Below are 17,770 nucleotides of genomic sequence, written 5' to 3'. Positions count from 1 at the left end.
GATCAGTAAGCGGGGCGCTTGAAAGACTGTAAATGCGCGATGGCTTCTTCGGCACGTGCTCGGAGTTGCATAAGTTCCTGGGCGGGCTTTTTGCGGAGCGTATTGTAGGGCATCTGGAGGCGGAAGTTGCCGGCGAGGATGTCCTGGTTCCGCTCGAGGAAGGTCCAGTAGAGCGAGGTGAACGGGCATGAACCTGGGCCAGTGGACTTCTTCGGGTCGTACTGGCAGTGGCCGCAGAAGTTCGACATGCGATTGATGTAGGCGGCGCCTGAGACATAAGGCTTGGTAGCGGTGAGGCCTCCGTCGGCGTACGTGGCCATGCCGAGAACGTTGGGTTCGACCACCCAGTCGTAGGCGTCGACATAAGCGAACCAGAACCAGTCGGTGAGCTCGCGTGGGGAGAACCCGCAAAGATTAGCCAGGTTCGAGAGAACCATAAGGCGCGTGATGTGATGCGACCATCCCTCCTGAATGACCTGGGCGACGACAGTGTCCATGCAGTGCAGACCGGACTTCACGCCCCAGTAAACAGCGGGTAAAGGAAGGGATGCGCCGAGGGCTGAGGGCCTTGCTCCAGCATAGGGATCGGCCTTGCTTATGGCTGATGCGTAGGCTTTGGTTGCCTCTTCGGTCCGGTCAGGGGAGACCTCTTGGGTGAAGCGTCTATGCTCCTGTGGAACGTGGCCGGCGAGGAGGCGATAGCCGTCGGTCTCCCCGTGCAGATGACGCATGAACTCGCGCCAGCCAAGGAGTTGGCGAATGAAGCCCTCCGCGCTCGCGAGTGGGATGGCTCCCGCCTCGGCCGCCTGGGCGACGTCTCGGACGAGGTCAAGAGCGAGCAGGCGGCCGAGGTTCAGCAAAACCGAGGTCTTCGAGTGGAAGAGCTGGCCGTGGTCGTCGCGCATGGCGTCTTCGAAGGGGCCAAAGTGCGGAAGAAGATGCTCGAGGGCGAAGCGCCACATGAGATCGCAGTCTGCCTGGGTACATGGAAGGTCAAAGCCGTCGATCTCGCCGAAGTGCTGCGCGTAGGTCTCGCCGACAAAGGCGATTACCTCCTCAGTAATCGGATCGGGCCGGAATTTCGGAGGCTTGGGAACGGGGATCTGGTTCTTGTATGGATTGCGGTTATCGGCATCGAAGGAGAACTGTCCGCCGACGGGCTTTCCGTTCTGCATGAGGATGCCGGTCTTCTGCCGAGCCTTGCGGTAGAAACGATCCATGACATAGCTCTTGCCCGGCTTGTACGTGCCGTAGACCTCAGTGAAGTCGGCGGTCCTCGAAGCCCAAGTGGTGTCTTCGGCAAACTTCATTTGAAGGCCATTCTCAATGGCGGTCGCGAGATCGAGGCGCAGCTCACGCTCGGCGGGAGTCATACAGGTGAGCTCGGGTAACGCGTGCTCGCGCTGTACATCGACGAGAGCCTGCCCATGGCTCTTCGGCGAGAAGACGTAGAGAACGGAAACTCCGCGTGCGGCCTGTTCGAGAGCGAAGTGGCGCATGTTCGAGATGAGCACGACAAGCTTTTTCTTGTGATAGGGACGGCGCAGTGCCTTGGCCGTTGATTCGACGATGACAACGCCGGTCGCAGCGGCGCTCTGCTCGGTGAGTGGGCCAGTGCGGTCGGTGTAGCGATCGTAAGGGATATAAATCCAGCGACGCTGCTTGATGTCGGCGGCATCGGGAGCGGACTTTGCGATCTGCTCTGCGAAGGAAGGCATGCCCGGTGTGATGCCTCGAGAGCAGGCAACGACAACATCCTGGGAGTTCCGGTTTCCGTTCATCGAACTGATGGCTCGATAACGCTTGCCGTTTCGAGCTTCCTTGTCGTTCTGGCCCACGTCGTAGTTAGGAGAACACCGGCGACGACGAGTCCAGCACATAAACCCATCCACAACCCGACGGCTCCGAGCTTCATATGAAAGCCGAGCCAGCAGCCGACGGGCAATCCGATGACCCAGTAGCCGAGGAGCTGAACGTAGAGGCCGGCATGGGTGTTCCCGGCTCCGCGAAGGGCTCCATTGGCGGTGATCTGGAGGCCGTCGAAGAACTGAAACGCGGCGGCCACGTAGAGGAGCGGGATTGTCGCAGCGATGATGCTGGTGTCATGCGTGAAGGAGCCTGCAATGACTCCGGGCACGACGGTGAGGATGAGGGACATGACTGCCATGCAACCTGCGCCGAGGGCGATGGCCGCCCATCCAGCCGAACGCGCTTGTTCGGGCGACTTGCGGCCGATGGCCTGGCCGACGCGGACGGAGGCGGCGGCGGAGATAGCCAGCGGAATCATGAAGGTGAAGCTGGCGCAGTTGAGGGCGATCTCATGTCCGGCGAGAGGCACGGCTCCCATCGTTCCGATGAGGAAGGTAACCGCTCCGAAGATGGAGATCTCGACGAATATCTGCGCGCCGGCGGGGGCTCCGAGAGCGGCGAGCTTCCAGACGCGGGCCTTCTCGAAGCGGCGTGTCATGCGGCGAAGGCCGTAGTCGTGACGGCGATCGACGCGGAGGATGGTGACGATCAGGAAGACGGCGAGGTAGAGGCGGGAGATCGAGGTCGAAAGGCCTGCGCCGTAAACACCCATCGCCGGGATGCTGATCGAGCCCCAGTGATGGCCCCAGCTATGGCCATAGATGAGGAGCCAGTCCATGAGGATGTTGCAAAGATTCGCCGTGACAAGCGCGACCGCGATGGGCTTGACGTGGTTGAACGCCTGTAGATAGCGGCGGAGGGCGAAGTAGAGGAAGAGAGCGGGTGTGCCCCAGTTGAGCGCGTGCAGGAAGCTGACCGCGCCGACGAGGACGCCGTGGTCGATCGGCATGCGCATCAAGGCAAGGGGCGCGAGCAGGACTACGGTGATGAGCGAGAGGGCGAGGCCGCCGGCGAGGATGAGGCCATGCAGGAACCAGCGGTTCGCCTCGTCGAGTTCGCCTGCACCTTGCGATTGCGAGAGGTAGGTATCAAGACCGAGGAGGACACCAGCGATGCCGAAAGTTACGGTGTTGTAGAGCACCTGCCCGAGCGCGGCAGAGCCGATCGCCAGGACGGGACGATCCATGTGGCCGACCATGATGGTGTCGACGATGCCCATCGCCATCCAGCCGAGTTCGGCAAGGATAAGTGGAAGGGCAAGGGTCAGCATCGGCCGTATCTGTTCTTTGACAGGCATAGCCGTCCTTAGTGTTGTTATGAGTTAGACAGGCGTAATGATTCCGCCGACGGGCATGCTGGTTGGCAGCGTGCCGGGACGCCGAAGATGCATAGCCTCGGCGGTCATATCAGTGTATTTGAGGCCGCCCCCGGTGTTGAAGAGAACGACGCGGTCGGTTGACTTGAGGTCTCCTGAAGCGATGAGCGAGTCGTAGGCTGCCGTTGCGGCCGCGCCTTCGGGTGAGAGGAATATTCCTTCCTGCTTGGCCCAATCGAGGACGCTCGCGAGGATGGCCTCGTCAGAATAGGCGAGGGCGGCACCCCCGGAGGCGCGGACGATCTCGAGGATGATGACGTCGCCGTAGGGCTTGGGTACACGGAGACCTGCGGCAAAGGTGGAGGCGTGCTCGAAGAAAGTGCTGACGTCCTTGCCTTCGGCATACGCTTGCGCGACGGGGGCGCATCCGCTCGACTGCAGCGCGAACATGCGGGGGCGCTTGCCAGTGACCCAGCCGAGGGCTTCCATTTCTTCGAAGGCCTTCCACATGCCGATGAGGCCTACGCCTCCTCCGGTGGGGTAGAAGACGGCGTCGGGGTACTCCCAGCCAAGCTGCTCGACGAGTTCATAGCCCATGGTCTTCTTACCCTCGACGCGGAAGGGTTCCTTGAGGGTAGAGATGTCGAACCAGACCTGCGATGGGTCGGTCCCGGTTTCCTTCTGGGCCTTGATGCGCTCGCCGACCATACGGGCGCAGTCGGAGATGAGGCCGTCGACCATGGTGACGTCGGCTCCGTACACGACGCCTTCGAGGTAGTTGGCGAAGGGGACGTCTTTGGGCATGAAGATGTGGGCGGCGATCCCGGCAGCGGCGGCATAAGCGGCAAGGGCTCCGGCAGCGTTCCCTGCTGACGGCACGGCGAGGTGCTGGAGCCCGTAGTGCTTTGCCATCGTTACGGCGAGGCAGAGGCCGCGGGCCTTGAAGGTGCCGGTGGGGTTTGCGCCCTCCTCCTTGACGAAGAGGTTTGGGTAGCGTTTGCTGCGGAGCATGGGGGTCCAGCCCTCAGCGAGGGTCACCGGGGTGACGGACGGCAGGACGTCGCGGTAGCGCCACATCCCGAGGCTTGCGGCAGATTCAGCGGCATAGCGGGCGGGGTTGACGCGCTTCGCGGTGTGCTTCAGGGAGTCCATGTCGTAACGAACGTAGAGAGATCCGGCGCAGAGCGGGCAGAGCGTCTGCGGCACATCAGCCGAGACGTGATGGTGGCAGCGGACACACTCGAGAAAGGCGATTGCGGGCATCTGGTTATGGTACCGGAGCCCGGATTGTGCCGGGCTCCGGACGAGGGACTCAGTGCGTGATCGGGCCGATGCGCGTTACGCCGAGCCAGCGACGTGCGCTGACGTCGGCGGCCACACTAAGGGCGAGAAGCACCACACTTACGGTGAACGCTCCGATGATCCATCGGATCTCGATCCGCTCCTTGAGAAGGAAGCGGTCGAGGATGCCGAGGACGAAGACGAGCACGGAGGCTTCCGCACAGAAGGCGGCAAAACGGCCAGCCGAGGCCGACAGGATATCGGCCAGAACACGGGGCTTTACGGGCGCCTGGGCTGCGGAGGGTATATCGGGGAACGCGAGGAGGCCGCCAGCGGGATCCGCCATGGAAACGCCTTCGACGAGACGCAGGGAGCGAGGCGTTGGCTTGGAAAAGCTGGCCGGAGTGGCCGGAAATACCAGATCGGAAACTGACAGCAAACTACGGCGTACCGCAGAGGAAGTTGATTGGTGAAACATAACGAAGCCTTTGTAATGCTGTGTTCATTATCGTCCCGCCAAACAGCTGCCATGGTGAATTTCCCGTAAATGCTTTTTATCGAAGCACATACGAATAATCATTCACCGCGATGAGAGAATATGCAGGTGATTGCCCTAAATGCTGCCCCCTCGCATCTCTTATCTCCTGCAAAGCTTCCGGTGCGTTTAGTCGCCGTCGACATGGATGGAACGCTGCTTGGGGAAGAGGCAAAGGTGTCGGCTCGAAACCTCGCGGCGATCGCGGCTGCGGAGCAGGCGGGAGTGCATTTTGTGATTGCGACCGGGCGGCGGCACTCGTATGCCATGCGGGTCTTGCGGCCTTTGGAGCTGACGCCTTCGAACGTGCTGATTACGTCGAATGGTGCTGTCGTGCGGATGGTGGACTCGCGGTTGATTGAGACGACGCATCTGCCTATCTCGACTTCGCGCTGGCTGTTAGCGCATCTGGCCGAGTTTCGCAACGCGCTGGTGATTACGTTTGACCGGGTGGGGGCGGATGGGGACGATACGCGCGGGGCGCTTGTGGTCGAGGAGCTAGAGGATCTGCATAACAGCATCGGGAAGTGGATGCAGGCGAACGAACCGTACATCGACCATGTGCATCCGCTTGAACTGGCGCTGGAGGCGGACGCACCCATCCAGATGATGCTGTGCGGGACAGTGGAGAGGATGCGGCGGGCTGAGGCGCACCTGCTGCGGGATCGGCGCGTGTCTCCGGTGGGCAAGTCGACGCTGGATCCGGACGTGGAGATTCAGCTTGCGCGGACGGAGTATCCGGAGAGGAATCTCTCGATCGTGGATATTCTTCCGGCTGGCTGCTCGAAAGGGACGGCGATCCTGCGGTTCGCGCTCTCGCAAGGGATTGTGCCGGGCGAGATCATGGCGATCGGGGATAACTGGAATGACCTCTCAATGCTCGAGGTGGTCGCGCATCCGGTGCTCATGGAAAACGCGCCGGACGATCTGCGAGCGGTTGCCGAGGATCGGGGATGGACGATTGCGCCCTCAAATCTGGAAGACGGAGTGGCGCAGGTTCTCGAATCGGTCCTCGCGGATACGCCCGCTGAGCGTGAGTGAGAATGGAGTCCACGGTATCCCCCACTCCCCCAAGTGGCGTAAAGTCTTCTATCCATAAGAGTTAGCGTTGGACTTCACTGCTAAAGTCTTGAAAACATTGGGCCGGGTTTTTCAAAGTCTTCATTCGAAAAGAGATAGGCTCACCACGCACGGTGGACGAATTCAGAGATGCTTTCTCCATCTGAGACTTTCGCTACGTTTGTCTCCCATAAAAGTCCAAACCATATGCAGGCCTATAACCGTCCCGGAATGTTAGCCTAAACGCGTGCCGCGCTCCCGCAGACTTCGTCGCGCCTTCATGCTGCTTGCAGCGACCGCGGTCATAGGTCCCGTTGCGAGGGCTGCTGAGCACATCACACTGACCAACGGGTTCGAATTGGACTGCCTGCGGCGGGAGATGCTTCCTGATTCGGGGAAGGTCCGGCTGTATCCGCTGACGGAGGCAAACGCCAACGGGGCCGAGCCGTCGAGTTACATGGACGTTTCTCCTGAGGCTATCCGGCTGATCGAGCCATTGGCGGATCTGCCGAAGGCGATCCTGCCTTCCTCTCCCCTTCCCGCGTTTGCCGCCCCGGCTCCGGCCAGCCTTCATTCCCTTCTCAGCCAGGCCGGAGCCGCGCACCACATCGACACGGACCTCCTCGCCTCGCTCGTCAACGCCGAATCTGGGGGCCACGCGAACGCCGTCTCGCGCACGGGCGCACGCGGCCTGATGCAGTTGATGCCAGGCACGGCAAGCTCGCTCGGTGTGCAGGACGCCTTTCGCCCCGAACAGAATGTTGCCGGCGGCACGACGTATCTCGACCAGCTTCTGACGCGCTACCACGACGACATCGCGCTTGCGCTCGCGGCCTATAACGCAGGACCGGGAGCCGTCGACCGCTATCACGGCATTCCGCCTTACCGCGAGACACGGGCGTACGTCGCCCGCATTATTACCGAGTACAACCGCCGCAAGAGACAAGCCCTCCTGGCCACCGCTCACCAGCCCTGACCCTCACACGGAGAGCCACTTTGCCTGCAGCTTCACCCTCGTCGTCGAAACGAAACCAGCGCGTTCTGATAATCATTGTGGCTCTCGGCCTCGTCGCCCTGGTCTATCACTTCCGCTCGCGGATCCACTTCGACGGCCCTACGTTCGTGCAGCAAGTGCGGCTGGCGAGCCCATGGCATGTGCTGACCGCACTCGCCCTGATTCTTTCGACCTACTGGATGCGTTCGGCCCGCTGGGCCACATTTATCTCGCCGGTGCGGCGGGTTCCGCTGTTCTCGCTGACGGGGTCGCAGTTCATCGGGTTCACGGCGGTCTCTCTCTTCGGACGCCTGGCCGACCTGACGCGGCCTTACCTGATCAGCAAGCGTGTCGAGCTTTCGGTGTCGTCGCAGGTGGCGGTCTACACGATCGAGAGAATGTTCGATCTTGGCGCGGCTGCGGTGCTGTTTTCGTTCGCGCTTGCGATCACACCGCGCACAGCTCCGCATCACGAGATCTTCGTGCGATCCGGGGTGCTTGCACTCGCCGGGACGGCGTTCCTGGCGGGGTTTGCCCTGGCGATCCGGCTGGCAGGGCCTGCGCTGGCGAGAATGGTGCGGGCGACGATCGGACGCGTCTCAAAACCGCTCGGCGAGGGGATCGCGGAGAAGATCCTCGGGTTCCGTGAGGGTCTGTATGTGCTCTCGTCGGTACGCGACTTTGCCGCCGTTTCGGCGCTCTCCATGCTGATCTGGACGTGTGTCGCGTTTTCTTACGTTGAGGCAGTTCACGCGTTTCCGCACACGCCGGAGCTTGCGACGCTTCCCTTCTCGCGGGTGATGCTCCTGATGGGAGCAAGCATGGGAGGCTCTCTGCTGCAGCTTCCCATCATTGGCTGGTTTACGCAGGTGGCCGTCACGTCGGCGGCCATGTACACGTTCTATGGCGCGCCGATTGAAGCCGCAACGGCGTGTGGCGGCGTCCTCCTGCTGAACAACGTGCTGTGCGTCATTCCCATCGGGATCTTCTACAGCCGGCTGGAACGGGTGAGCCTGCGGGCTGCGACGAAGGAGTCATCGACGTTGGAGTCTGACAAGGCTTAGGGACGGTCTCTGCCTTGCGCTGCTAAAATCGTCAGAACTAAATGAAGTGCCCTTACTGTGGATTTGCCCAGGACCGTGTCGTCGACTCCCGCGAGAGCAAGGAAGCCGACTCGATCCGCCGCCGGCGCGAATGCGAGCGATGCCAGAAGCGTTTTACCACCTACGAGCGGATCGATGAGATCCCGTACATGGTCATCAAGAAGGATGGACGGCGGGAGAAGTTCGACCGGCAGAAGGTCCTTTCGGGGCTGATCCAGTCCTGCCAGAAGCGCAATGTTTCAGCCGCGCAGTTTGAGTCGATCGTCGACCAGGTCGAGGCGTTCGTCGTGGACTCACCAGAGCGTGAGCGTTCCACTTCAGCTGTTGGCGAGCTGATCATGGGTCGCCTGAAAGAGATCGATACGGTCGCGTATATTCGGTTCGCCAGCGTCTATCGCGACTTCAAGGATGTGCGCGAATTCAAAGCCGAACTCGAGGAGCTGCTGAGCGGCAAGGATACCCGCAGCAAGCGTCCCCAACCAAGATAACGAATCAACGACACACGCAAAGGAAGACTGACTGACCTATGGCTACCACGCACAAGATCACCCTCGTCCCTGGAGATGGCATCGGTCCGGAAGTGACCGCCGCCACCGTCTCGATCCTCGAAGCAGCCGCGAAGATTACCGGAAGCTCGTTCGACTGGCACACGTTCGATGCGGGTGCCGATGCGTTCGCCAAGACCGGCGAGTACATCCCGAAGGCGCTTTATGAATCGATTGAGGCGAATAAGGTCGCGCTGAAGGGACCCGTGACCACGCCCATCGGCGGTGGCTTCTCCTCGATCAACGTGACGCTGCGCAAGAAGTTTGATCTCTACTCGAACTTCCGCCCGGTGAAGAGCCTCCCCGGGATCAAGACGAACTACCCGAACATTGACCTCATCATCTTCCGTGAGAACACCGAAGACCTATATGCGGGGCTCGAGGTGATGATCAACCCGGACATCGCGCAATCGCTGAAAATCATTACCCGGAAGGGCTCCACGCGGATTGCACGGTCGGCGTTCGAATACGCGAAGAAGCATGGACGCAAGAAGGTGCATGCGATCCACAAGGCGAACATCATGAAGCTGTCCGACGGGCTCTTCCTGAAGTGCTGCAAGGAGGTCGCGGAAGAGTATCCCGAGATCACGTATGCCGAGCACATCGTCGATAACACGTGCATGCAGTTGGTGATGAATCCGTATCAGTACGACGTGATCCTGACGGAGAACCTGTACGGCGATATTCTTTCGGATCTTTGCAGCGGACTGATCGGCGGGCTTGGACTTGTACCGGGCGCGAACCTTGGCGCGGACTGCGCGATCTTCGAGGCGGTGCATGGCTCGGCTCCGGATATCGCGGGACAGGATAAGGCGAACCCGACGGCTCTGCTGCAGTCGGCGATACTGATGCTGCATCATCTTGATGAAACAGCAGCTGCGAATCTCGTCCAGGGTGCGCTCGAGACGGTCTATGCGGAGGGCAAGTCCCTCACGCGCGATATCGGCGGAACGAGTGGGACAAAAGCCTTCAGCGAAGCGGTGATCGCGGCGATGGGCGCCAAGTAGAAACGGCTTCTAAGCCCCATGCATCACTTGGCGATGCATGGGGTCTTTTCGGCCTGCTTCGGGCGATCATTCGACCGGCACACTGAAGAGATGCATCTCAGCAGATAGATACTTACACGCCTTCCGCGGCTGGACCGGCTCTTTGCTGTGATCCGCCTCGCTCTTATGAAGGAGACTCCCTCCCATGAATCGATTTCCCGTTTCTGTTGTTGCCGCTTTGCTGCTGGTGTTCACGGCTTGCAAGAAGGCTCCTTCTCCCGCCTCGAACGGTCCGGCCCCCACCGCTGATCCGGTTACGGCGTCTGAGCCGCTCAATCCCGCCACGCTCGGAGATGTAACCGGCACGATTACGTTCAAGGGCAAGGCGCCTGAGGCGCTTACGATCGATACGTCGATGGACCCTGCCTGCGGGTCTCCAGGTGGATCTCCGAAGGCGGAGCAGTACGTCGTGAACAACGGCAAGCTGGCAAACGTCTTTCTTTATGTCAAGAACGGTCCGGTCGCGGCCATGAGTGTTGGGACCGCGACAGATACACCTGCTGTGCTCGACCAGAAGGGATGCGTGTACGTCCCGCATGTGATCGCGATCATGCGTGGAGGAAGCGTCGAGTTTCATAACGACGATCCGACGATGCATAACATCCACACTCTGGATGCAACGGTGGGTAATGAGACGGTCGATATCTCGCAGGGTCCGCATGGTGCTCCGCAGGTGAGGTCCTTTCCGCAGGCCGAGAACATGATCCCGGTGCGGTGCAACAACCATCCGTGGATGAACGCGTTTATCAACGTGTCTCCCACGGCCTTCTTTGCTGTGAGCGATCCCACAGGGCACTTCACTCTGCGTGGTCTCCCGGCTGGGACATACACGATCGGCGCGGTGCATGAGAAGCTTGGCGAGCAGACAATGCAGATCACTGTCAACGCGAAAGCCACGGCGACGGCGGACTTTGCGTTCGCGGCCAGGTAGCTCCGATGTAGACTGCTCGGCAGGGTATATACGATGACCTTCCCGATCCACCATCTTTCGTTTCTCTTCCTGGTCGTGGCGCTGTTTCTTCCGCGCATTGCGTTGCTGGTCACCTACCTGGAGAACGGCCTTCTGGAGTTCCACCTGACGGGTCTTCTGCCACCGATCATGTGGCTCATCCTGCCGCGTGTGCTGGTGCTGTACATCATCTATCTCGATCAGGGAACGAGCGGGTGGTTCTTCCTGCATCTGCTCGCGCTTGTGCTTGCCTTCAGCGGTGGCGGGACCTACTACAAGGGCCGCGGGCGGCGTAGGGATCGGTAGAGTATGCGAGATGATCGGAGGTTGGCAGCCATAGGGCTTGTGGGCGGGCTGGGCCCGGCTGCCACTGTTTTCTACTACCGGGAGCTTCTTCGCATGCTCAAGGCTGCGAAGCTCGCTCCTGCGATCTTTATCGCGCATGCCAATGTTAGCTATGTGCTTGAGGCTATCGCTGGAGATCGGCTCGAAGAAGTGGCGGGTTACCTGGGCGGTCTACTCGCTTCCCTTGAGGTTGCGGGAGCGGGCATCACGGCCATCACGGCTGTCGGTCCACACATCGCAGCTCAGTATCTGTCACCTTCGAAGGCGCGGCGAATAGACCTGATCGAGACGATGCTCGCTGCGATCGAGGAGCTGGGTGTGCGGAGGATTGCACTGCTTGGGCCGAAGAAGGTAGTGGAGACGGCGCTGTTCGGGCGGCTGGATCGCTTCGAGGTCGTCATGCCACATGCTTCGGTCATCGAACGCCTTCATGAACTTTATTTCGGGATTGTGCGGGATGAGGCTGCTCCAGCTTCAGTCGTGAATGAACTGGAAGAAATCGCGCTGGGGCTTCATGATTGCGGGGCCGAGGCTGTCGTCCTGGCAGGGACTGAGTTATCGCTGGCCTTCGATCCGGCGCGGGAGAGGGGCTTTCCTGTGCTCGACGCCGGACGGCTGCACATTGACGCCATCGTAAGGGCGCTGCGAGTAGCCGAAGAGTAAGCTGCCTGACGCGAACCGGCCGTTGTGAGCCCCTGGTGTGGGCCTTACAATGAAGGGCGTCTGCCGAAGTTGAGGCGGCGCTGTCGAATCCCTGGCAGCTAAATCAGGAGATCATGCCCGACGCCGTACTCGCTTCCGTGTTTGTGCTGATGTTGATTGCTCCGTGCGCCTTCGCTGTCGCTGCGGGGCGGCGACAGGAACGGGAACTCGAGGAAGCGTTGGCGGTGCCCAAACGGCTGGAGTCCCTTGTCGTCGAGCCGGTGGCGGCAGAAGAAGGAGCCGTTGCGGTTGAGTTGAGCGGGGAGACGGTCACCCAGCCGGAAATTGTCGTAACGGCCTTGGTTGAAGCTACGGAAGCTGCGCCGATCGAAATCGAAGTGGAGGCTGCGCCGGAATCACTCTCGGTCGCGGCAAGTCAGACCCGCACGGACACCTTTCTGCAGAGACGGGCGGAGTGGGCCCAGATTGAAGCTCTGCTCGCCCAGGCTGACGCGGCGAGGGCGGACGCGGTGGCCTTGATGGCGCTTGCCCGGGCTGCCGCGGCGAAGGCCGACGCGGCGGCCGAGCTGGCGGAGATTGCGGCACGTGAGATGGAAGACGCCGCCCACCTGGCTGCCACGATTCGTGAGGGCTATGCGCGGGATGCGCGGGGCGGGGGACCGAATAGTCCTCTGCCGGAGACGCATCCGTCGCTTGATTTTCCCCGGTCCCGCGGACCCCGCAGGGCAGCCTGACGCCCGCTGCTAGACTTGCTGGGTGAGCTTCTCCTCCGCCGCGCTGATCGGGTTCTTCCTGGGCTTCGTCTTCGGGGTGGGGTGTGCCCTGGCGGTGATGTACTCGATCTATGCCGGAGGGTACAGGGCTGCGGTGAAGGATTCCACGCTGCCGATTCCGCCGGAGCGGTTGACCAAGACGCTGGAACGGCTACGAACGTCAGGTCCGGGGCTTTAGGCTACCGCACCCCTGCTCGCGAGTTCGGCGCGCATCTCTTTGACCTCGCGGGTAAGCGACTCGACGGCACGCATCAACTCTGAGCGTTCGGCATCATCCCTGGAGGGGGTCATATGTTCGACATAGAAGTTGCCACTTGGTTCGAGGACGCACTTCTCGACCTCGGAAGGGTCGCTTAAACCCTGCTTGTGTAAAACCTCACGAAGCTCAAGCTCCGTCATCTTCTCTTTGTCGAGCGCTACCGTGTCGATCACACCGTGACGGATGAGGACGGTCTCAGAGCCCTCGAGAGCCTGGTTCAGTTTTGGCATGCGATAGAGAAACCAAGAGAGAAACCAGTTCACAGTCAGGAGGGAGAAGGCTCCGATTATGCCTCCCGTAACCGAATTGTCGTCTCCGATGATGGCGTTCTGAACGGTGTTCGAAAGGCTGAGCAGGACGACGAGGTCGAAGGGGTTGAGCTGGGCCAGTTCCCTCTTGCCGAAGAGCCTCAGGAATAGGATGAGGCAGACATACACGATCATCGGCCGGAGGATCTTCTCGAGGATCGGCATGTGGAGGTGAAACATACTTTCGATCATGCGATCTCCCGTCCGCTGACCGCGTCAGCCGCACATTGGCCCAGCTTCTGCACCACGAAAACGGCTAGGAATAGCGCTTCTGATGCCATTCCCAGGCGCTCGTGATGATCTCGTCCAGCGCTCCATGTTGCGGATTCCAGCCCAATTCGGCACGAATCCTGTCGGAACCTGCCACCAGAACCGCCGGATCACCCGGCCGCCGGTCACATTCCTCCACCTCGATCGCTTTCCCCGTCACCCTCCGCGCCGCCTCGATCACTTCGCGGACCGTGAAGCCCGTGCCTGTGCCGATGTTATAAATCATGCGGCTGGGTTTGGCTTCATCGGTAAGTGCTTTGAGGGCAAGGAGATGGGCGTCGGCAAGATCGCGGATGTGGACGTAGTCCCGAACGCAGGTGCCGTCCTTGGTGGGATAATCCTGGCCGAAGATCTTGATGTTCTTGCGGCGTCCGAGGGCGACATCCAAGATGAGCGGGATAATGTGCGACTCGGGTTCGTGAGCTTCGCCGTAGCCTTCGATCGCGCCGGCGACGTTGAAGTAGCGCAGGCTGGCGTAGCGCATGCCATGGATTTTGTTCATCCAGCGGAGGATGTGCTCGACCAGGAGCTTGCTCTCGCCATAGGCATTGGTCGGTTCGAGCTTCGCATCCTCGAGGATGGGGGTCTTTTCGGGCTCGCCGTAGCAGGCTGCGGTCGAGGAAAAGACGAGCCTTTTCTGTCCGGTTGCGAGCATCGCCTCAAGCAGTGTGAGGGTGGAAGCGGTGTTGTTCCGAAAGAAGATCTCCGGCTTCACCATGCTCTCGCCCGCTTCGATCAACGCAGCGAAGTGCATGACCCCGTCGAAGCTACCGTTGCGGAGCGTGGTCTGGATCAGGTCGCGATCGGCCAAGTCGCCTTCAACGAAGGTTGCGGCTTCCGCGACGGCAGATCGTTTGCTGTGGCTCAAATTATCGAAGATTGTGACGGAATGACCGCTCGCGAGCAGAAGTCGCACGACTGTTCCGCCGATATATCCTGCACCACCAGTAACAAGAACGTTCAAAATCTTTACCCTCGAGTTTGCTTTGCAGCAGTTCAGGCACCCGGTAGGACCCTGTGACGCGTCTTACCGATATACAGCTAAGGTATCAGTGTCTGCCATGCGGGCGCGATCAAACGAGAAGACAGGTAAACTAGAGTGATGGTTCCGTCGTCGTAACGAGTGCATGAAGAGAAAAGATCTCAATCCATGCATCAATGGTCCGCTTCCTACTCCCCTGAGCATGGCTCCAGACCGTGCAGACCCCCAAAAGTTGCATCGTTTGCGCCGCGTGAACCTGCTATTGTCGCACCTAAACGGCTCACATGCAGAGCCACAAACTGGCCGTTTTCCGAGGTTTCTAGATGATGACTAAGCCGCTCCGTTCCGAAGCGACCGCGCCGTCCACGGACTTACAATTTGCGCACTTCGGGGTCTTGAACGCCGGATCCCAGAGTAAGGCATCCTTCTTTACCTCGCTTACAATCAATCTGATTCTTGCCGCCGTCATCCTGATCATTACGGCAGCGACGACCAAGGTTGTTGAGAATAATCGGCGCATTGCGAACCTTGTCGCGCCGGTGATGATCAAAGAGGTCGAGCCGGTGCATCCGAAGGTCGTCCCGCCGAAGCTTCCGCCGACGCCGGTGGTGAAGGTCGATCCCCCTAAGATTGTCGTCCCCGAGGTAAAGCTTCCTGAGCCTCCCAAGGTTCCGGTCGTGCATATGAACGAGCCTGTTCCGATCAACGCTCCTGCCCCGCCGAAGGTCGTAACTCCTCCAGCCGCTCCTAAGGTTGTGAACCTTGCGCGCCCTGAAGCAGCTTCGGTTGCGAGCAACAATCCTCGTCCCACGGCAGTTGCCCTTGGTCAGGCCGATAACCCGATCGCGCCTTCCAACCGTCCTGCCACGGCGGCGATCAATCTTGGTCAGCGGGGCGCTGCTGGAATGCCTGCGAGCAACAACGGTACGGGTCCCACGACGGTGAGCCTCGGAAGCGGTTCTCCGGGAAGTCAAGCGATGTCCGGCAACGGCGCGCGGGCGGTCCAGGGAGTTTCACTTGGACGCAACGGCGGTACAGGTCCTATGAACTCGACCGGGCGCAATGCCGCGACTGCCGGGCAGGTCAATCTCGGAATGGTTCAGCAGCCCAGCATGCCGAAGCCGGCAGCACTTTCGACAGCGGCCGTGCGCAGCGGACCGAAGGTGCTTTACAAGCCAAAGCCGGATTACACGGCTGAGGCTCGCGCGCTTCACCTGGAAGGAACTGTGTCTGTTCGTCTACGTGTTGCCGCGTCCGGAGCCGTAACGGTGATCGGCGTCGGCAACGGCCTTGGTCATGGACTTGACGAATCCGCGGAGCGTGCCGTCCGGGCCACACGCTTTCAGCCTGCGGTCGATGCCTCGGGCCAGCCGACCGATTGGGAAGGCGTGGTCAACGTCATCTTCCAGATGGCCGAGTAATTTCCCTCATTCAACAGCCATGGACTAGCATCAAGAGATACGAGGGTGGTCCGCCCTCCGATACTGGGAGTCGCTCAATGAATTTTCGCAGAAACCTCGCCGCCGGTTTTCTTCTCACGGCACTCGCCGCAACAGCTCTCCCTGCTTCGGCGGGGATCTTGGGGAAGAAGAAAAAAGACGTCGAGTCGCCGGGATTGAGGCCGACCGCTAGTCAAAACGCACTGATCGATAAGGCAATTGCGCGGGAGAAGGTTGTTACCAAGATCCTGAAGGACCGCACGCCACTGGTCGAAACGTATATCCAGAACATGAAGCCGGATCCACTTCTGTTGCAGGAACCGGAGTCGGACCAGCACTTCCTCGGGCGTGTCGAGTTCGGCAGGATCATCGGTGACGCGGCTTACGATAAGAACCCGGGTAACTCGAAGGACACGGGTAAGAAGCTTGGCTTCATCCATTCGATGAACTTCATGTCGGGCGTCTCTTCGAGCCTGCGCCTGACTTTCCATGAATCGGGGTTCGTTCAGATGATTCTGATGGATTCGAACGACTTCGATCGCCAGCACTATACGTTTGCTTTTGTCCGGAATGATTTTCTTGGGAATGTCCCGACGTCAGTGTTCGATGTGACTCCGGTTGGAGGGAAGAACGCTTACGGACGCTTCTTCGGACGCATTTGGATTGAAAACCGGAACGGCAACGTAGTTCGGTTTAACGGTGACTTCGGCGGGACGGAAGAGGCTCGCCGGGAGTTTTACCACTTCGACAGCTGGCGGACGAACGTGCAGCCGGATCTCTGGATGCCGACTTCGGTTTACATCGAGGAGAGCGATCCGAAGAGCCACACGAACGCTTTGAGGTTCAAAGCGATCAACCATATCTGGGGTTACTCGCTAAAGGTTCCGGCGGCGAACGCGGAGAACACCTCGCTGGATGTAGTGGGAGCGACTGACGTTTCGAATGATGCGCAGGATGTGAGCCCGCTTGGAGCCCAACGTGCCTGGGTGCAGCAGGCCGAGGATAACGTCATCGAACGGCTTTACCAGGCAGGACTGTTAGATGCGCCAAGCGACTTCGATAAGACGCTCGAGGCACTGGCGAACAACATCCTCGTCTACAACAACATTACGGTCAGCACCCCGATTCGCGTCCGCACCTTGTTGACGGAACCGCTCGAGAGCCTCGCGATCGGAAACACGATCGTGATTTCGAAGAGCCTGCTGGATACCACCGCCGTCATCACCGCGGATGGTGCGCAGCAGACCGCCAACCTGAATGCGATCCTGGCGTTCCAGCTTGCACATATTATTCTTGGGCACAGGCTGGATACGAAGTATGCATTCAACGATCGTCTGCTCTTCCCTTCGACATCGGTGTTCCAGCGCATTCCGATGCATCACACGCTAGCCGACAATACGGCTGCGGCGAAGAAGGCCATGGAGCTTCTGAACGCCAAAGAACTGGTGGATGGGCAGAGGTACTTCGGGCTTTATCTGGCACAGTTGCAGGAGCGGGTGAAGGGTCTGAAGGCACTGACTGAGCCAGTTATCGGCGACAGCCTCGTGCGCAGCGATGATCCGAATGCTTTCTGGCTGCAGGGCATGATTGCAAAGGGCGGCAAGCTGGATATGAACGACACGAAGCAGCTTGCGGCGATGCCGCTTTCGAGCTTCCTACGGTTCGATCCGTGGACGGATAAGGTGATTTCGATGCACACGGCAATCGAGCCGATCCTGGGCGCGCCGGATAAGATGCCGTTCGAGGTCGCCCCGGTTTATCTGAAGCTGTCGTACTACAAGGCTCCGGCTGCGGACGCTGCTCCGGCAGGCGTTCAGACAGGGCCTCCACCGACGGATAACACGGCTCCCGCTCCGGCGGCACCGACTGGGACGGCACAGAACGCCACTCCAAACCAGTAGTTCTCACGGGTGAGACGGGCTTACGGGCCCGTTTCACCATTTAAGGCCATATCGTGAAGGGCGTGGGTCTCAACCAGGCCATGACCTCCCCTCATACATTGAGTGTTGGTGGGCTTGGCCGCAAACAGTGGATC

The 17,770-nt window shown here is 60.2% G+C and carries 18 protein-coding genes; 12 read left to right on the top strand and 6 right to left on the bottom strand.

The window, feature by feature from the left end:
• Positions 1-2: 2 nt before the first annotated feature.
• The 4 genes from GRAN_RS19785 to GRAN_RS19770 are packed head-to-tail and all read right to left on the bottom strand — an operon-like array spanning position 3 to position 4,811.
• A complete protein-coding gene (locus tag GRAN_RS19785; protein ID WP_128914749.1) occupies positions 3-1,718 on the bottom strand; it encodes a cryptochrome/photolyase family protein in 1,716 nt (571 codons plus the stop codon).
• Between the two features lie 59 nt (positions 1,719-1,777).
• A complete protein-coding gene (locus GRAN_RS19780; RefSeq protein ID WP_128914748.1) occupies positions 1,778-3,166 on the bottom strand; it encodes an MATE family efflux transporter in 1,389 nt (462 codons plus the stop codon).
• 24 nt (positions 3,167-3,190) lie between these two features.
• Positions 3,191-4,447: a threonine synthase gene (locus GRAN_RS19775; protein ID WP_128914747.1), complete on the bottom strand. Its 1,257-nt coding sequence runs from the start codon at positions 4,445-4,447 to the stop codon at positions 3,191-3,193.
• Between the two features lie 49 nt (positions 4,448-4,496).
• A complete protein-coding gene (locus GRAN_RS19770) occupies positions 4,497-4,811 on the bottom strand; it encodes a hypothetical protein (protein WP_128914746.1) in 315 nt (104 codons plus the stop codon).
• Positions 4,812-5,063: 252 nt separating this feature from the next.
• Between GRAN_RS19770 and GRAN_RS19765 the strand changes: the two genes are divergently transcribed.
• The 10 genes from GRAN_RS19765 (at position 5,064) to GRAN_RS19720 (ending at position 12,655) form a co-directional block, all read left to right on the top strand.
• The gene (locus GRAN_RS19765; RefSeq protein ID WP_128914745.1) at positions 5,064-6,041 is read left to right on the top strand and encodes an HAD-IIB family hydrolase; all 978 of its coding nucleotides are present in this window, start codon (positions 5,064-5,066) and stop codon (positions 6,039-6,041) included.
• A 298-nt stretch (positions 6,042-6,339) separates the two neighbouring features.
• A complete protein-coding gene (locus tag GRAN_RS19760) occupies positions 6,340-7,035 on the top strand; it encodes a lytic transglycosylase domain-containing protein (RefSeq protein WP_128914744.1) in 696 nt (231 codons plus the stop codon).
• Positions 7,036-7,055: 20 nt separating this feature from the next.
• Positions 7,056-8,117, top strand: a complete 1,062-nt coding sequence (locus GRAN_RS19755; protein WP_128914743.1) for a lysylphosphatidylglycerol synthase transmembrane domain-containing protein — start codon at positions 7,056-7,058, stop codon at positions 8,115-8,117.
• Positions 8,118-8,158: 41 nt separating this feature from the next.
• The gene (gene nrdR, locus GRAN_RS19750; RefSeq protein ID WP_128914742.1) at positions 8,159-8,644 is read left to right on the top strand and encodes a transcriptional regulator NrdR; all 486 of its coding nucleotides are present in this window, start codon (positions 8,159-8,161) and stop codon (positions 8,642-8,644) included.
• A gap of 38 nt (positions 8,645-8,682) precedes the next feature.
• Positions 8,683-9,708 carry an isocitrate/isopropylmalate dehydrogenase family protein gene (locus tag GRAN_RS19745; protein WP_128914741.1) on the top strand — a complete coding sequence of 342 codons (1,026 nt, stop codon included), beginning with the start codon at positions 8,683-8,685 and terminating at the stop codon, positions 9,706-9,708.
• A 184-nt stretch (positions 9,709-9,892) separates the two neighbouring features.
• Positions 9,893-10,678 carry a carboxypeptidase regulatory-like domain-containing protein gene (locus GRAN_RS19740; protein WP_128914740.1) on the top strand — a complete coding sequence of 262 codons (786 nt, stop codon included), beginning with the start codon at positions 9,893-9,895 and terminating at the stop codon, positions 10,676-10,678.
• Between the two features lie 33 nt (positions 10,679-10,711).
• Positions 10,712-11,002, top strand: a complete 291-nt coding sequence (locus GRAN_RS19735) for a hypothetical protein (RefSeq protein WP_128914739.1) — start codon at positions 10,712-10,714, stop codon at positions 11,000-11,002.
• A 21-nt stretch (positions 11,003-11,023) separates the two neighbouring features.
• Entirely contained in the window at positions 11,024-11,704 is a 681-nt protein-coding gene (locus GRAN_RS19730; protein WP_161571068.1) for an aspartate/glutamate racemase family protein, read from the top strand.
• Positions 11,705-11,817: 113 nt separating this feature from the next.
• Positions 11,818-12,438, top strand: a complete 621-nt coding sequence (locus GRAN_RS19725) for a hypothetical protein (RefSeq protein ID WP_128914737.1) — start codon at positions 11,818-11,820, stop codon at positions 12,436-12,438.
• A 22-nt stretch (positions 12,439-12,460) separates the two neighbouring features.
• Positions 12,461-12,655: a hypothetical protein gene (locus GRAN_RS19720; RefSeq protein ID WP_128914736.1), complete on the top strand. Its 195-nt coding sequence runs from the start codon at positions 12,461-12,463 to the stop codon at positions 12,653-12,655.
• On the opposite strand, the gene GRAN_RS19715 is transcribed toward GRAN_RS19720, so the two are convergent.
• Both GRAN_RS19715 and galE read right to left on the bottom strand, forming a co-directional pair.
• Entirely contained in the window at positions 12,652-13,236 is a 585-nt protein-coding gene (locus tag GRAN_RS19715; protein ID WP_128914735.1) for a DUF421 domain-containing protein, read from the bottom strand. The genes GRAN_RS19720 and GRAN_RS19715 overlap by 4 nt on opposite strands.
• Positions 13,237-13,300: 64 nt before the next feature.
• On the bottom strand, positions 13,301-14,278 hold the full coding sequence (galE, locus tag GRAN_RS19710) for a UDP-glucose 4-epimerase GalE (protein WP_128914734.1): 978 nt from the start codon (positions 14,276-14,278) through the stop codon (positions 13,301-13,303).
• A 341-nt stretch (positions 14,279-14,619) separates the two neighbouring features.
• Between galE and GRAN_RS19705 the strand changes: the two genes are divergently transcribed.
• Together GRAN_RS19705 and GRAN_RS19700 are read left to right on the top strand one after the other, a co-directional pair.
• A complete protein-coding gene (locus GRAN_RS19705) occupies positions 14,620-15,717 on the top strand; it encodes an energy transducer TonB (protein WP_128914733.1) in 1,098 nt (365 codons plus the stop codon).
• A 77-nt stretch (positions 15,718-15,794) separates the two neighbouring features.
• Complete coding sequence (locus tag GRAN_RS19700) at positions 15,795-17,636, top strand: hypothetical protein (RefSeq protein ID WP_128914732.1); 1,842 nt, start codon at positions 15,795-15,797, stop codon at positions 17,634-17,636.
• The last annotated feature ends 134 nt before the right edge of the window (positions 17,637-17,770 follow it).

It is taken from the genome of Granulicella sibirica (genome assembly GCF_004115155.1).
Classification (GTDB): domain Bacteria; phylum Acidobacteriota; class Terriglobia; order Terriglobales; family Acidobacteriaceae; genus Edaphobacter; species Edaphobacter sibiricus.
Note: the sequence above shows the minus strand (reverse complement) of the source record. Positions and strands in the feature narration are given on the sequence as shown.

Coding starts and splice junctions, on each gene's coding strand:
- GRAN_RS19765 (WP_128914745.1), top strand. CDS start 5,064: ATGCAGGTGATTGCCCTAAATGCTGCCCCCTCGCATCTCTTATCTCCT.
- nrdR (WP_128914742.1), top strand. CDS start 8,159: ATGAAGTGCCCTTACTGTGGATTTGCCCAGGACCGTGTCGTCGACTCC.
- GRAN_RS19780 (WP_128914748.1), bottom strand. CDS start 3,166: ATGCCTGTCAAAGAACAGATACGGCCGATGCTGACCCTTGCCCTTCCA.
- GRAN_RS19725 (WP_128914737.1), top strand. CDS start 11,818: ATGCCCGACGCCGTACTCGCTTCCGTGTTTGTGCTGATGTTGATTGCT.
- GRAN_RS19700 (WP_128914732.1), top strand. CDS start 15,795: ATGAATTTTCGCAGAAACCTCGCCGCCGGTTTTCTTCTCACGGCACTC.
- GRAN_RS19760 (WP_128914744.1), top strand. CDS start 6,340: ATGCTGCTTGCAGCGACCGCGGTCATAGGTCCCGTTGCGAGGGCTGCT.
- GRAN_RS19785 (WP_128914749.1), bottom strand. CDS start 1,718: ATGCCTTCCTTCGCAGAGCAGATCGCAAAGTCCGCTCCCGATGCCGCC.
- GRAN_RS19745 (WP_128914741.1), top strand. CDS start 8,683: ATGGCTACCACGCACAAGATCACCCTCGTCCCTGGAGATGGCATCGGT.
- GRAN_RS19735 (WP_128914739.1), top strand. CDS start 10,712: ATGACCTTCCCGATCCACCATCTTTCGTTTCTCTTCCTGGTCGTGGCG.
- GRAN_RS19715 (WP_128914735.1), bottom strand. CDS start 13,236: ATGATCGAAAGTATGTTTCACCTCCACATGCCGATCCTCGAGAAGATC.
- GRAN_RS19740 (WP_128914740.1), top strand. CDS start 9,893: ATGAATCGATTTCCCGTTTCTGTTGTTGCCGCTTTGCTGCTGGTGTTC.
- GRAN_RS19770 (WP_128914746.1), bottom strand. CDS start 4,811: ATGGCGGATCCCGCTGGCGGCCTCCTCGCGTTCCCCGATATACCCTCC.
- GRAN_RS19775 (WP_128914747.1), bottom strand. CDS start 4,447: ATGCCCGCAATCGCCTTTCTCGAGTGTGTCCGCTGCCACCATCACGTC.
- GRAN_RS19705 (WP_128914733.1), top strand. CDS start 14,620: ATGATGACTAAGCCGCTCCGTTCCGAAGCGACCGCGCCGTCCACGGAC.